This is a genomic window from Streptomyces sp. NPDC048254, from assembly GCF_043201895.1.
Classification (GTDB): domain Bacteria; phylum Actinomycetota; class Actinomycetes; order Streptomycetales; family Streptomycetaceae; genus Streptomyces.
On the sequence record NZ_JBICZJ010000005.1, the window covers coordinates 171,283 to 184,783 of the forward strand.

Annotated in this window: 12 protein-coding genes and 1 pseudogene; 2 read left to right on the forward strand and 11 right to left on the reverse strand. The window is 71.5% G+C overall.

The genetic code is table 11. From position 1 onward, the window contains the following. Positions 1 to 9: 9 nt before the first annotated feature. Together ACGFZQ_RS16195 and ACGFZQ_RS16200 are read right to left on the reverse strand one after the other, a co-directional pair. The gene (locus tag ACGFZQ_RS16195) at positions 10 to 1,752 is read right to left on the reverse strand and encodes a pyruvate dehydrogenase (protein WP_393840916.1); all 1,743 of its coding nucleotides are present in this window, start codon (positions 1,750 to 1,752) and stop codon (positions 10 to 12) included. Between the two features lie 60 nt (positions 1,753 to 1,812). Further along, positions 1,813 to 3,387, reverse strand: a complete 1,575-nt coding sequence (locus ACGFZQ_RS16200; RefSeq protein WP_393840917.1) for a protein phosphatase 2C domain-containing protein — start codon at positions 3,385 to 3,387, stop codon at positions 1,813 to 1,815. A 454-nt stretch (positions 3,388 to 3,841) separates the two neighbouring features. Between ACGFZQ_RS16200 and ACGFZQ_RS16205 the strand changes: the two genes are divergently transcribed. Both ACGFZQ_RS16205 and ACGFZQ_RS16210 read left to right on the forward strand, forming a co-directional pair. Further along, positions 3,842 to 4,822, forward strand: coding sequence for a helix-turn-helix domain-containing protein (locus tag ACGFZQ_RS16205; protein ID WP_351729425.1), 981 nt, complete (start codon positions 3,842 to 3,844; stop codon positions 4,820 to 4,822). Between the two features lie 21 nt (positions 4,823 to 4,843). Continuing rightward, positions 4,844 to 5,329: pseudogene (locus tag ACGFZQ_RS16210) on the forward strand (DUF456 domain-containing protein). A 4-nt stretch (positions 5,330 to 5,333) separates the two neighbouring features. Here ACGFZQ_RS16210 and ACGFZQ_RS16215 read toward each other — a convergent pair. The 9 genes from ACGFZQ_RS16215 to ACGFZQ_RS16255 form a co-directional block, all read right to left on the reverse strand. Then, a complete protein-coding gene (locus ACGFZQ_RS16215) occupies positions 5,334 to 6,515 on the reverse strand; it encodes an SGNH/GDSL hydrolase family protein (protein WP_393840918.1) in 1,182 nt (393 codons plus the stop codon). Between the two features lie 225 nt (positions 6,516 to 6,740). Beyond that, complete coding sequence (locus ACGFZQ_RS16220; RefSeq protein ID WP_393840919.1) at positions 6,741 to 7,235, reverse strand: methylated-DNA--[protein]-cysteine S-methyltransferase; 495 nt, start codon at positions 7,233 to 7,235, stop codon at positions 6,741 to 6,743. Then, positions 7,235 to 8,632: a DNA-3-methyladenine glycosylase 2 family protein gene (locus ACGFZQ_RS16225; protein WP_393841195.1), complete on the reverse strand. Its 1,398-nt coding sequence runs from the start codon at positions 8,630 to 8,632 to the stop codon at positions 7,235 to 7,237. Before ACGFZQ_RS16225 ends, ACGFZQ_RS16220 begins: the two co-directional genes overlap by 1 nt. 58 nt (positions 8,633 to 8,690) lie before the next feature. Then, on the reverse strand, positions 8,691 to 9,809 hold the full coding sequence (gene rsgA / locus ACGFZQ_RS16230) for a ribosome small subunit-dependent GTPase A (protein ID WP_393840920.1): 1,119 nt from the start codon (positions 9,807 to 9,809) through the stop codon (positions 8,691 to 8,693). Between the two features lie 274 nt (positions 9,810 to 10,083). After that, the gene (gene fmdA / locus ACGFZQ_RS16235) at positions 10,084 to 11,334 is read right to left on the reverse strand and encodes a formamidase (RefSeq protein WP_393840921.1); all 1,251 of its coding nucleotides are present in this window, start codon (positions 11,332 to 11,334) and stop codon (positions 10,084 to 10,086) included. Between the two features lie 24 nt (positions 11,335 to 11,358). After that, a complete protein-coding gene (locus tag ACGFZQ_RS16240; protein ID WP_393840922.1) occupies positions 11,359 to 11,997 on the reverse strand; it encodes an AmiS/UreI family transporter in 639 nt (212 codons plus the stop codon). A gap of 192 nt (positions 11,998 to 12,189) precedes the next feature. Next, a complete protein-coding gene (locus tag ACGFZQ_RS16245) occupies positions 12,190 to 12,462 on the reverse strand; it encodes an FmdB family zinc ribbon protein (RefSeq protein WP_351729404.1) in 273 nt (90 codons plus the stop codon). 148 nt (positions 12,463 to 12,610) lie between these two features. Beyond that, positions 12,611 to 12,979, reverse strand: coding sequence for a fluoride efflux transporter CrcB (gene crcB / locus ACGFZQ_RS16250; RefSeq protein WP_393840923.1), 369 nt, complete (start codon positions 12,977 to 12,979; stop codon positions 12,611 to 12,613). Further along, entirely contained in the window at positions 12,976 to 13,419 is a 444-nt protein-coding gene (locus ACGFZQ_RS16255) for a fluoride efflux transporter FluC (protein ID WP_393840924.1), read from the reverse strand. The genes crcB and ACGFZQ_RS16255 overlap by 4 nt, the downstream gene beginning before the upstream one ends. Positions 13,420 to 13,501 lie beyond the last annotated feature (82 nt).

The window sequence follows — 13,501 nt, forward strand, 5'->3', positions numbered from 1 at the left end:
CGACGCCCCTTACGGCCTCGGCACGTTGCGCAGATTGGTGCGGGCCATCTGGACCATCCGGCCCACGCCGCCGTCGAGGACCATCTTGGACGCGGAGAGCGCGAAGCCGGTGACCATGTCGGCCTTGATCTTCGGCGGGATGGACAGCGCGTTGGGGTCGGTGACGACGTCGACCAGGGCCGGACCCTTGTGCTTGAAGGCGTCCTTCAGCGCACCGGCGAGCTGCCGGGGCTTCTCGACCCGCACCCCGTAGGCACCGCAGGCCTGGGCGACGGCGGCGAAGTCGGGGTTGACGTTGGTGGTGCCGTAGGAGGGCAGGCCCGCGACCAGCATCTCCAACTCGACCATGCTGAGCGCCGAGTTGTTGAACAGGACGACCTTTACCGGCAGGTCGTACTGCACGAGCGTCAGGAAGTCGCCCATCAGCATGGCGAAGCCGCCGTCCCCGGACATCGACACGACCTGCCGCCGCCGGTCGGTGAACTGGGCGCCGATCGCCATCGGCAGCGCGTTGGCCATCGAGCCGTGCGAGAAGGAACCGATCACCCGGCGGCGGCCGTTGGGCGTGATGTACCGGGCGGCCCAGACGTTGCACATGCCGGTGTCGACCGTGAACACCGTGTCGTCGTCGGCGAGTTCGTCCAGTACGGAGGCCACGTACTCGGGGTGGATCGGGATGTGCTTCTCGACCTTCCGGGTGTACGCCCTCACCACCCCCTCCAGCGCGTCCGCGTGTTTCTTGAGCATCCGGTCGAGGAACCGCCGGTTCTCCTTGGCCCGCACCCGGGGCACCAGACAGCGCAGCGTCTCGCGTACATCGCCCCACACGGCGAGGTCCAGACGGGACCGGCGGCCCAGCACCTCGGGGCGCACGTCGACCTGGACGATCTGCACGTCGTCGGGGAGGAAGGCGTTGTACGGGAAGTCGGTGCCGAGCAGGATCAGCAGGTCGCACTCGTGGGTGGCCTCGTAGGCGGCGCCGTAGCCGAGCAGTCCGCTCATGCCGACGTCGTACGGGTTGTCGTACTGGATGTGCTCCTTGCCGCGCAGGGCGTGGCCCACCGGGGACTTGATCTTCCCGGCGAGTTCCATGACCTCCGGGTGGGCGCCGGCCGTGCCGCTGCCGCAGAACAGCGTCACCTTGTCCGCCGCGTCGATCATCGCGACCAGCTTGTCGAGTTCCTCGTCCCCGGGGCGGACGGTGGGCCGGGAGGTGACGAGCGCGCTCTCGACGGGATGGTCCGGGGCGGGCTCGTCGGCGATGTCGCCCGGCAGGCTCACCACGCTCACCCCGCTGCGGCCGACCGCGTGCTGGATGGCGGTCTGGAGCAGCCGGGGCATCTGCTTGGGGCTGGAGATCAGCTCGCTGTAGTGGCTGCACTCCTGGAAGAGCCGGTCGGGGTGGGTCTCCTGGAAGTAGCCCAGGCCGATCTCGCTGGAGGGGATCTGCGAGGCGAGGGCGAGCACCGGGGCCATCGAACGGTGGGCGTCGTACAGGCCGTTGATGAGGTGCAGGTTGCCCGGGCCGCAGGAGCCGGCGCAGGCCGCCAGCTTCCCGGTGACCTGGGCCTCCGCGCCGGCCGCGAAGGCGGCTGTCTCCTCGTGGCGGACGTGGATCCAGTCGATGGCGGAGTTGCGGCGGACGGCGTCGACCACCGGGTTGAGGCTGTCGCCGACGACGCCGTAGAGGCGGCGCACTCCGGCGCGGACGAGGATGTCGACGAACTGCTCGGCGACGTTCTGCTTGGCCATGACGGACGGATGCCCCTTCCCTGTGGGCGGATACCTCCCATCCACGCACAGGGACCGGCGTCACGCCTCCCAGACGACCGCCGCCGTACGGTCGTCGGCGTAGCCCTTCACCCGCACCTGGGCGTCCGCGAGGAACGCGGCGAGGCCCGGCGGGGTACGGCCGGACCAGCGTCGGGCCAGGTAGGCGCAGAGGGCGGGCTCGCCGCGCAGCGGGTCGGCGAGCCCGCCGCTGCACATCACCAGGGCGTCACCCGGGCGGGCTACCGAGGCCCGGAAGAGGAAGGGGTCGCGGGGCGGTTCGGGGGCCGGTTCGTAGGGGCTCGGCGGGGTCGGGATGCCGAGGTCCATGGTGAGCCGGTCGCCCTCCGGGGTCTCGGCGGGCGGCGAACCGTAGCCGACCACGGCCTCGCCGACGGTGTCGGTGTCCACGTGCGGTTCGATGTCCTGCCACTCGCCGTCCCGGAGCCGGAACAGCCCGCCCTCCCCGACCCCGAAGAAGACCCGGGTACGGCACTGGGGATGGGCGGGGATGAGCAGGCAGCGCAGGCTGGCCGCGTACTCCTCGGCGGCGACGCCCTGTTCGGCGGCGCTGGCGCGGAGTTTGCCGAGGCTGCGGTCGGTGAGCCGGTGCAGCCCGGACTTGAGGTCGCCGCGCCGGGCGGCCTGGATGTCCTCGGTGAGCCGCTGGTGGCTGCGGCCCACCGCCCGGGCGATCCACTCGCAGATCTCGGCGGCGGCCCGGTGGGCGCCGGGCGTGGCCCGGGCGCCGGTGGCCACCGCGACCAGGAGCAGCGCCTGGTCGCCGGCCCCGAACCGGGCGGTGAGCAAGGCGTCGCGGCGCGGCTCGCCCCGGTACCGGGCGGAGTCGCCGCGCTGGGAGACGGCCCGCAGGGTGCAGGTGCCGTAGCGGGCGCCGTCCAGCACGGTGTCGGCGACCAGGTCGTCGAGTTCGTCGGGGTCGGCGGCGGGCAGGGCGGTGGGTTCGGCGTCGTAGGTGGGCGGGCCGGAGCCGACGTACTCCACGGAGGAGACCGGGGCGGCGTACGGCGGGGGCGTGGCCAGGTCGGCGCGGGTGGCGGGGTGCGAGTCCGCCCAGGCGTCGTCGTCCGCCTCCGGGAACTCCTGGTCCTCCTCGTCCCACGGCCAGGGCCTCCGGGCGGTGGTGGTCTCCTCGCCCGGTGCCTCGGCGGGGGCGGCGGGCGCGCGTTGCGCGGGCACGGCCGGCGGCGCCGACGGTCCCGGCACGGTCGGCGGCGTCGGCACGGTCGGCGGGGCCGCCGGGGCGGGCGACGGCACCCGAGCGGCCGGCGGGAGCGGTGCGGTCGGGAGCCCGGACGGGCCCGGCTGCACCGGCACGGCCGGTGGGACCGGCGGAGTCGATGGGGTCGGCGCGGTCGGTGGAACCGATGCGCCCGGTGGGACCGGTGGGACGGGCGGCTCGGTGCCGGGATCCTCCGCGACGCCCCGCCGTCCCCGTCCCCGACCACGTCCCGCCACCGTGTTCTTCACCGAGGCGAAGCGGTCGTCCAGGGAATCCGGTGCGGCCGTGGGGCCGGTGTCTTCGGTGGAGTCGTCGTACAACTGCCCCCACCAGTCGTCCTCATGACGGGTGGGCCTACCCCCTGGCTGGCTCATGCCCCTAATTGTCCACCGTGCGGGCCGGATGAAAACGGGGCATCGGGAAAATCCCGCACACGCCCCGGTGTCGAACGGCGCGTCGAGGGACACGCTGAACACCCGTGCGAGGAAAGGGGGTCGACGACACGCGTGAGAGAGACGGTACGGATGACACGTGTGAGTCGCCGGGTGGTCCCACCCCCCACGGGAGAACCACCCGGCGACACCTGAGTGACCCGACCCCGGGTCACCGTTCGCACGGCCGGACGCGGTGGCGTCGGCCGGAGGCCAGATTGTGACGGGTGTTCCTTGCGACCAGCTGTGAATCGCGGATCCGGATCCCCTGTGAAGGTGCTGCGATGACGTGATCTTGGCAGAGTGACCGCCGGTACGGCGATGATGTGCGGCGGCGGGTTTGCGCCGTGGCCGGTTCCCGCCATGGTGCCCGACGGCGAGGGAGGAACGCGGGTCGATGCTGGCAGCGCTCGGTCTGGACGAGAGGGACGAGTCGGCGTACCGGACGCTGGTGTCCGTGGGCGCCGCCGATGTGCCCGATCTGGCGCGGCGCCTGACGCTGGCCGAGCCGGACACCGAGCACGCGCTGCGCCGGCTGGAGCGGCACGGCCTCGCCGCCCAGTCCTCGGGCCGGCCGGGCCGCTGGGTGGCGGCACCGCCCGGGGTGGCACTGGGCGCGCTGCTCACCCAGCAGCGGCACGAGCTGGAGAAGGCGGAGCTGGCGGCGGCGCTGCTGGCCGAGGAGTACCGGGCGGCGGCCGCCGAGCCGGCGGTGCACGACCTGGTGGAGGTGGTGACCGGCGCCCCGGCCGTCGCCCAGCGGTTCCTCCAGCTCCAGCTGGGCGCGGCCGACGAGGTGTGCGCGCTGGTCACCGGCAACCCGATGGTGGTCTCCGGGATGGAGAACGAGGCGGAGGAGCAGGCGGCCGGACGGGGGGTGCGCTACCGGGTGGTGGTGGAGCGCGCGGTGCTCGACCTGCCGCACGGGATCACGGAGTTGACGGCGGCGCTGGGCCGGGACGAACAGGTGCGGGTGGTGGACCGGGTCCCGACCAAGCTGGTCGTGGCGGACCGCGCCCTCGCGATGGTCCCGCTCACCTCGCACACCTCGGAGCCCGCCGCGGTGGTCGTGCACGCCAGCGGCCTGCTGGAGCTGCTGTTCGAACTGTTCGAGTCGGTGTGGCGGACCGCGCTGCCGCTCCGCCTCGGCACGTCCGGGGTGACCGAGGAACAGCCGGACGCCCCCGACGCCACCGATCTGGAGGTGCTGTCCCTGCTGCTGGCCGGGCTGACCGACGTGAGCGTGGCCAAACAGCTCGACCTGGGCCTCAGGACCGTGCAGCGCCGGGTGAAGCGGCTGATGGAGCTGGCCGGGGTGACGACCCGGCTGCAACTGGGCTGGCACGCCTACGAGCGGGGCTGGGTGGCCCGGGACTGACGCGCGCGGCACTCTGGGCAGATGGGAGCAGGGGAACTCCTGCTGGTCGGCCTGGTGCTGGTGCTCGGCCTGTGCGAAGTACTGGTGCCCGGGGTGCCGGGCTCGTGACTGGTGTGGGCCGCGGTGCTGTGGTGGGCGCTGTACGACCCGCGCCCGGTGGCATGGGCGGTCCTGGTCGGCGCCACACTCGTCCTCCTGCTCACCCAGGTGGTCCGCTGGACGCTGCCGCCGCGCCGGCTGCGGGCGAGCGGCGCCACCGCCCGCATGGGCGTGTACGCCGGTACCGGCGCCGTCCTCGGCTTCGTGCTGCTCCCCGTGGTGGGCGCGATCCCCGGTTTCATGGCCGGGATCTACCTGCACGAACGCCTCCGCCTCGGCCGCCGCGCGGAGGCACTGGCCGCGCTGCGCACGACGATGGACGCGGGCGGCTCCAGCGTGCTGGCCGAGCTGTTCGCCTGCCTGCTGATCACGGCGGGCTGGCTGGTGGCGGTGGTCTGGGGCGGCTGAGGGCTCAGAGCAGGTCGACGAGCCGGACGGTGGCGGCCAGGGCGCGCATCCCGGCGTCGTTGAAGTGCAGGTGGTCGCCGGGGTCGTAGGCGGGCCGGATCCGGGTCGGCTGCTCCGGGTCGCGGACGACGGCGTCGAAGTCGGCGTACGCGTCGAAGACGTGCCGGGTGCGGATCAGCGCGTTGACCCGCTGCCGTACGGCCTCCCGGGCCTCGGTGTAGCCGCTGAACCCCGCGTACGGCGTGAGCGTCGCGCCCACGACCCGGATCCCGCGTGCGTGGGCGCGGGCCACGATCGTCCGGTACGCGCGCACGAAGTCACCGGGGTCGGTGGCCTCCGGGGTGCCCTTGATGTCGTTGATGCCTTCGAGGACGACCAGGGTCCGGACACCCGCCCGGGTGAGCGCGTCGGCGTCCAGCCGGGTCAGGGCGTCCGGTCCCCCGGTGCTGTCGAGCAGCAGCCGGTTCCCGGAGATCCCGGCGTTGAGGACGCCGATCCGGAAGGGGCGCAGCCGTTCCGCGAGGCGGTCGGGCCAGCGGTGGTTGGCGCCGAAGGAGGAGCCGTTGCCGTCGGTGAGGGAGTCGCCGAAGGCGACCACGGTGCCGAGGGTCACGCTGCGCACGTCGACGCCGGTGACGTAGTACCAGTTCCCGGTGGTCCCGCTGTACGCGGCCCCGTCCTCGTCGGCGGCCCGGCCGGCGCCGTGCCTGGCGAGGTAGCTGGTCTGGAGCGCGACGCGGTGATAGGTGGCGGGACCGGAGTCGCCCGGGGTCTCGACCGTGACCAGCAGGTCGGCGGCGGCCGGGGCGGCGAGGGACACGGGATCACTGACCAGGTCCTGCCCGACGGGTACGACCGCGGTGCCGGCGCCGCCGAAGGTGGCGCCGCGCATCGACCCGGGTACGGCGTCCGCGCCGGTGCCCTGGCGCAGCGCGACGGTGACCGCGCCGAGGCGGAGCGGTGCGCTGCCGAGCCGGTTGCTGATCCGGACCCGTACGGCGCTGCCTCCGACGCTCAGGTGAACGACATTGCGGTAGGCGGCGCCGGGCACGGCGGGAGCAGTGCCGGAAGGCGCGGTCTCCCAGCTCCCCGCCCAGAGCGAGGGGCCGGATTCGGCACCGGCCCGCCCTGTCGTGCCCATCGCGATCAGCAGCGTCGCGCCGAGGACCCGCCCGACCTTGCCCATCCACACCCGCCCTTCCTGAGGCTCACTGGAGGGGAAGGTGACATACGGATGCCGAGCGGGGCGGCAACTTGACCGGGGGACCACCCGGGTGGCGGAGCGTGTTCCTGACGGAGCGGCGCCGTGGATCTGCGGGCCCCATCCCGACCGCGGGTGGTGTGTGGTTGCTCGCGCCCCGCGACGGAGCCGCGATTCGGCACAGCCCCGCGCCCCTTACGGGGCGCTGTCCTAGCCCGCCGCCACCGTTCCCTCCAGCGTCAGCAGCCGCACCTTTCGGTCAAGTCCCCCCGCATACCCGGTCATCGAACCGTCCGCCCCGATCACCCGATGGCAGGGCCGCACGATCAGCAAGGGGTTGGCCCCGATCGCCCCGCCGACCGCCCGCACCGCCATCCGGGACGCCCCGATCCGCGCGGCGATCTCCCCGTACGTCGTCGTCCCCCCGTACGGAACGGCGTCCAGCGCACCCCACACCCGCTCCCGGAACTCGGTCCCGTGCGCGCTCAACTCCAGCTGGAACTCCTTCAGTTCACCGGCGAAGTAGGCGGCGAGCTGCTCCTCGGCCGCCCGGAAGGGCCCCGCGTCCGCGAGCCACCCCGCCTCGACGCTCCGGCCGCCCTTCTGCCCGGGGACGGACAGGGACGTCAACGCCCCGTCCGTATCGGCCGTCAGGAGCAACTCCCCGACCGGCGAGGCGGTCCGCGTCCAGTACGTGACACCCATCAGTTCCTCAGCTCTCCTTCCATCAGCAGGTGCCGGACGGCGTACGACCGCCAGGGCCGCCAGTCGTCCGGTATGTCCAGGCCGGGCGCGGCCACGTCGGGGTCGCCGAGCGCCCGGAAGCGGATCTCGGCGACGACCGCCGGCTCCAGTCCGGGCAGGGCCCGCAGAGCCGCCTCCGCGTCGTCCCGGTCGGCGCCCGGGTCCAGCCGTACGGTGCCGTCCGCGAGCGCGGCGGCGAGTGTGCCGAGGCGGCCGTCCGGCTCGGCCTCGGCGAGCACGGCGGCCTCCGGGAAGAGGTGGGTGAGGCTGCCGCAGGGCGCCGCCAGCGCCTTGCCGTACCGCTGGACCAGCCGCTCGGCGCAGGCGGCGCCGGCCAGGGCCCGTACGGCGGCCTCGGCCGGATCCGCGGCGCCGGGTGAGCGCAGCCCCGGCCGCGCGGCGACCAGCGGAGCGAGCCGTGGGTCCTCGGCGAGCCGCTCGTCGACGGCGTACGGGTCGGCGTCGAGGTCGAACAGCCGGCGCAGCCGCTGGACGGCGGTGGTCAGGTCGCGTGGGTCGGTGAGGCGCAGCCGGGCGTCGAGCCAGCCGCCGGGATGGGCACCGCCGCCCGCTCCGGCCGTGGCACCGGTCCGTTCCTCGACGGCGATGACGGCATGGCCGTACGGCAGCCGCAGGGTACGGCGGTAGGTGCGGGCGCCGGGGGCGCCGGTGACCTCCTCCACGCCGGGTACGGCCTCGCGTTCCAGCAGGTCGAAGACGGGGCCGGCCTGGTAGGGGCCGCGGTGGGCGAGCCGCAGCGGGATCCCGGCGGCCGGCGAGCCGCGCCGGGCACCCCGGCCGCCGGGCGCCGCCTCGCGCAGTGCGCTCGGGGTCGTGGCGTACACGGTGCGGACGGTGTCGTTGAACTGCCGCACGCTGGCGAATCCGCTCGCGAACGCGATCTCCGTGATCGGCAGCTCGGTGGTCTGCAGCAGCACGCGTGCGGTGTGGGCGCGCTGGGCCCGGGCGAGGGCGACCGGGCCGGCGCCGAGTTCGGCGGTGAGCTGCCGCTGCACCTGGCGGGCGCTGTATCCGAGCCGGTCGGCGAGGCCGCCTACGCCTTCCCGGTCCACGATGCCGTCGCCGATCAGCCGCATGGCCCGGCCGACGACGTCGGCGCGGGCGTTCCACTCGGCGGACCCGGGCACGGCGTCCGGGCGGCACCGGCGGCAGGCCCGGAAGCCGGAGCCCTGCGCGGCGGCCGCGGTGCGGAAGAAGCGGACGTTGTGCCGCTTCGGGGTGACGGCGGGGCAGCTGGGACGGCAGTAGATGCCGGTGGTCCGCACGGCGAAGAAGAACGCACCGTCGAACCGCCCGTCCCGGCTGCGCACCGCCTCGTACCTGGTCTCTTCGTCCATCACCCGTCAAGTGTGGGCGATGCGGAAGGGGTGGGTCTGGCGGAAAACGGACGTGGTGCTACTGCCACCGCCCCCGCTTCGCCTCCATCGCCGCCTTTCCCTCCGCCCCCCTCTTCTTCCAGTCCTTCTTGATCTCGGACCGGAGCCGTGCGTCCGTCTTCGCGACGATCCACTGGTTCTCCCGCATCAGCTTGCGGTAGCTCTCCAGCCGGCGCACGGGCAGCTCCCCGGTCTCCACCGCGAGGCGCACCGCACAGCCCGGTTCGCTCTCGTGCCCGCAGTCGGAGAACCGGCACCCCTTGGCCAACTCCTCGATCTCGGAGAACACCTGCCCGACCCCGGTCCCGGCGTCGAACAGGCCCACGCCGCGCAACCCGGGCGTGTCGATCAGCACGCCCCCGCCCGGCAGCGCCAGCAGGTTGCGGGTGGTCGTGGTGTGGCGTCCCTTGCCGTCGACGTCCCGGGCGGCCCGGACGTCCATGACGTCCTCGCCGACCAGCGCGTTGGCGAGGGTGGACTTGCCCGCGCCGGACTGGCCGAGCAGTACGGACGTACCGGAGCGGACGAGGCTGGCAAGGACGTCCAGGCCGTCCCCCGCCATCGCGCTGACGGTGAGGACCGGCACGCCGGGCGCGCTCGTCTCGACGTCCTGGACCAGATGCGCGAGCGTCACCGGGTCCGGGACCAGGTCGGCCTTGGTGAGCACGACGACCGGCTGGGCCCCGGACTCCCAGGAGAGCGCCAGGAACCGTTCGACGCGGCCGAGGTCGAGTTCGACGGCGAGGGACACCGCGATGATCGCGTGGTCGACGTTGGCCGCGAGGATCTGCCCCTCGGACCGCTTGGAGGAGGTGGAGCGCACGAAGGCGGTACGGCGTGGCAGCAGTGTCCGCACGTACCGCGGATCGCTGCCGTCAGGGTCGACGGCGACCCAGTCCCCCGTGCACACCACCTTCATCGGGTCACGGGGTACGACGAACTCGGTATCGGCACGAATGACGCCTGCCGACGTGATGACATCGCACTGCCCACGGTCGACCCGCACAACACGGCCGGGCAGCAGACCCTGCTCGGCGTGCGGAGCGAACTCGGCGGTCCAGCCTTCGTCCCACCCGTAGGAAGCGAGGGCGTGCCGGCCGTCAGTAGTGGCGGAGGTGTTGAGCGAAGTGTGGAACAAGGGAAACCCTTCGAAGGGTGGCCCCGGCGGCGCGCTCGGCGCGCGGAAGATGTGTGGGTGTCAGCCGGAGACCACAGGGGTGGAAACGATGATGAACTCCTGAATGCGGGCAGCACCCGCCACCGTGACAGTCATCAATGTCCTCACCTCCTGATTCCTCAACGAACCAACGCCGTTCCCTCGGGTCCCTCGGGAACGGAACACGACCGTGCCCAGGAACGAGGAAACCGTAGCCTCGTCCCCGGGCACGGCGCCAGCGATTAACCGCGTCCCGTCAGGCGGTGGCCACCGCGCACTCGCCTCGGTCGGCCTTCATCGGTCCGGCCGCGCTGGGACGGACCTCGAAGTCGAACATCGCGGTAGGTACGTACAGCGAGCAGCAGGCGTTGGGGATGTCGACGATGCCGCTGATACGTCCCTCTATCGGGGAGGAGCCGAGCAGCAGGTAGGCCTGCTCTCCGCTGTAGCCGAACTTCTTGAAGTACTCGACGGCGTTGAGGCAGGCCCGGCGGTAGGCCAGCGTCGCGTCCAGGTAGTAGTTCGTGTCCGTGTCGTGGTCGACGGAGATCCCGATGAAGGTGAGGAACTCCGTGTACCTCGGCTCGACGTTGCCCGGAATGAACACGGGGTTGGTGGAGATGCCGTACGTCTCCATGCCGCCCTTGATCAGGTCGACGTGGAAGTCGATGAACCCGCCCATCTCGATGGCGCCGCAGAAGGTGATCTCTCCGTCGCCCTGGCTGAAGTGCAGGTCGCCTCCGGACAGCTTCGCGTCCTTGACGTGTACGGGGTAGAAGACTCTCGATCCGCGGGTGAAGTTCTTGATGTCGTGGTTGCCTCCGTTCTCGCGCGCCGGCACCGTGCGTGCGCCTTCCGCCGCGATGCGCTTGGCAAGGTCTCCGGTGGCCGTGCCGGCGAGTGCGTTGGTGCTGTCCGGAGGTACGGCCAGCGGCGGAACCCGGTTGGGGTCCGTGTCGATCAGCGCCTGCTCGCGGGCGTTCCAGCGGGCGAGCATCTCGGTGGACGGGGCGGTTCCGAACAGCCCGGGGTGGGTGATCCCGGTGAAGCGGATCCCGGGAAGGTGGCGGGAGACCGCCTGCTGTCCGTGGAAGTCCCATACCGCTTTGTAGGCGTCCGGGAAGTAGTCGGTCAGGAAGCCTCCGCCGTTGGCCTTGGCGAAGATGCCGGTGTAACCCCAGCCCTGACCTGCCGCGTCCCCGGTCTGCTGCGGCACGGGACCGAGGTCGAGGATGTCGACGACGAGCAGGTCACCGGGTTCGGCGCCCTCCACGCCTATCGGGCCGCTGAGCATGTGAGGGATGGTCAAGTCGATGTCGCGCACGTCGTTGGCGGTGTCGTTGTTTCCGACCTGGCAGTCGGTCCAGTCGCGGCACTCCATGCGGAACTCCGCTCCCGGCTTCACCATGGCGACGGTGGGGATGTCCGGGTGCCACCTGTTGTGGCCGGGCACGGCCTGGTCACGCATCGACTTGCTTTGGTCCACACTGAAGACAATCTCAGGCATGAGAACTCCTCGTTTCTGATCCGGTCACGTCGGCGCGCCCACGCCTCCGGCCCGTGGGGCAGCCGAGGACGGCCGGGGCTTTCTATGAGTGCGCGGCCACAGCCCCGCGAATGCCACGACGCCGAAGACCGCCAGCGCGATGGCGATCTCGGTGGGGTGCTTCCAGTAGCCGGAGAGCAGCAGCGCGGCGGGAATCACACCGGTGACCCAGCCTTCGATCGCCGTGACCCAACCGGTATAGACCTTGAGGTCGTCCTTCTTGAGACCGAGCAGCAGGAAGAACAGGAACCACAGGTAGGCCCAGTAGAGCCAGATGACCCCGAAGGGGTAGTCCTTGAGGAGCCGGAAATTGGCGTACGAGTATCCCAGGGCGACAATTGCCACGAACAGCGAGTAGTAGCCGACGCCCGTGCTGTCGAGACCGGCGAGCAGGCCGACACCTACATAGAGGTAGGTGAAGCCGAAGAGGTAGATGCCGGATGCCGCCAGGATCTTCATGGGGTCATCGTTGGCGGTGAAGATGAGGTAAGTCGGCGTCAGTACCTGCAGTGCGCCTATGAAAAGGTTGAACACCGCTCCCGCTCGGGCATCGACCTTCCCGAGCAGCAGCAATCCGTTCATGAAGAGCACCGCACCGACGAAGAGCAGTCCCACGTTTCCCACGGGGACACACCTCCTAAGTCCGCGTGGGGAGTGGAATCGCGTGGCGCCAGGGCCGCCGAGGAGCTGCCGAGGATACGGCTCGGCTCCCGGCCCGCGTTGCGTGATTCCGCATTCCGCACACCGCTGCGGGAACGACTTCGTGTTCCGATGCCGAAACCCGCATGAGACGTTCTGCCTTGCCGACCACCGCCTTCAGAGACGCGGCAGCCGCGAGAGCGCCGGGTGCGGGTGCGACCTTCTGCGGCGCGGCAATTGGGAGACCACTGCCGGGGCCTCACGCGCCTGCTCCTCCAGGACATGGAGGGCCGCGACCGCGTGCGAGGTCTGCGTAAGGCCGGGCGACGAGTACACACGTCTGGCAGCGCCTGTGCAAACAGGGCAGCCATACGCCTTGGGTGCCGTCCCGATCGCCAACTTCACATCGAAGGGCCCGCATCGGCTGCAAAGGTATTCATAGGTTGCCATCAGCAGCCTCCGGATGCCGGTGGACGCTGCCAGACCCGAGTGCGCGCGATGCACACCGACTGGCGCACGCCACAGCGCATTTCCTACCTTCAAGGAGACGTCTCGTAAATCCCGGTGTCAAGTTCCGGACGACCGGGCGTGGACCTTCTCATGACGACCCGATGGCGAGCGCCGCCGCTGCTGCCGCAAGACCCACCGCAATACTCGAAACGGCATACAGCAGGGCTTTGCCGACCTGCCCTATCTCACACAGGTGGATCAACTCGTAACTGAATGTGGAGAATGTCGTATAGGCACCGCAGAAACCGACACCGGCAATGACCACGACCTGCTCCGGCAGTGCGTGCCGTGCGCCGAGACCCACCAGCAGCCCCAGCACGAAAGAGCCGGTCACGTTGATCAGCCAGGTGCCGCGCGGGAACACGCCCGGGCTGCGGTACTGCACGTACTGGCCGAGTACGTAACGCGCGACCGCCCCGACGGCGGCCGCCGCAGCGACGGCGAGCAGGGTGATCACCGTACCCACCAGCCGTGCCGGCGGGCGCGCCCGCGTCGCGCGTCGAGCCGAATGCGCCGGGCGCCTGTCAGCCTGCCGATGACCAGGCCCAGAACGGTGGCGGCCAGGCCGGCGAAGAGGCTCCCGAAAATGTTCAACGCCGCGGCCGCGTAGTGGCCGTGACCCAGCAGGCGATCGGTGTCGACCATCCAGGTCGAGAAGGTGGTGAAGGCGCCGAGGAAGCCGACGGCGGCGAACGGCCGCACGTACCGGGTCGGCGGCCAGATCTCGAGCACATACACGAGCAGCACCGCCAGCACGAACGCCCCGGACACGTTGACGGCGAACGTCGTCCACGGGAACGCCGCCCCCGGGGCGGGGAAGGCCAGCACCAGTGCGTAACGGGCCGTCCCGCCCAGCAGACCGCCGAGCGCGACCGCCGCCAGGACGCCCCCACGCACACGTACGCGGAACGGCTCCCGAACTCCTGTCAAAAGCCACATCGAAATAGCCGCATCCCTGTGCACCGGAACACCTCCCCAT

Coding starts and splice junctions, on each gene's coding strand:
- ACGFZQ_RS16195 (WP_393840916.1), bottom strand. CDS start 1,752: ATGGCCAAGCAGAACGTCGCCGAGCAGTTCGTCGACATCCTCGTCCGC.
- ACGFZQ_RS16200 (WP_393840917.1), bottom strand. CDS start 3,387: ATGAGCCAGCCAGGGGGTAGGCCCACCCGTCATGAGGACGACTGGTGG.
- ACGFZQ_RS16205 (WP_351729425.1), top strand. CDS start 3,842: ATGCTGGCAGCGCTCGGTCTGGACGAGAGGGACGAGTCGGCGTACCGG.
- ACGFZQ_RS16215 (WP_393840918.1), bottom strand. CDS start 6,515: ATGGGCAAGGTCGGGCGGGTCCTCGGCGCGACGCTGCTGATCGCGATG.
- ACGFZQ_RS16220 (WP_393840919.1), bottom strand. CDS start 7,235: ATGGGTGTCACGTACTGGACGCGGACCGCCTCGCCGGTCGGGGAGTTG.
- ACGFZQ_RS16225 (WP_393841195.1), bottom strand. CDS start 8,632: ATGGACGAAGAGACCAGGTACGAGGCGGTGCGCAGCCGGGACGGGCGG.
- fmdA (WP_393840921.1), bottom strand. CDS start 11,334: ATGCCTGAGATTGTCTTCAGTGTGGACCAAAGCAAGTCGATGCGTGAC.
- ACGFZQ_RS16245 (WP_351729404.1), bottom strand. CDS start 12,462: ATGGCAACCTATGAATACCTTTGCAGCCGATGCGGGCCCTTCGATGTG.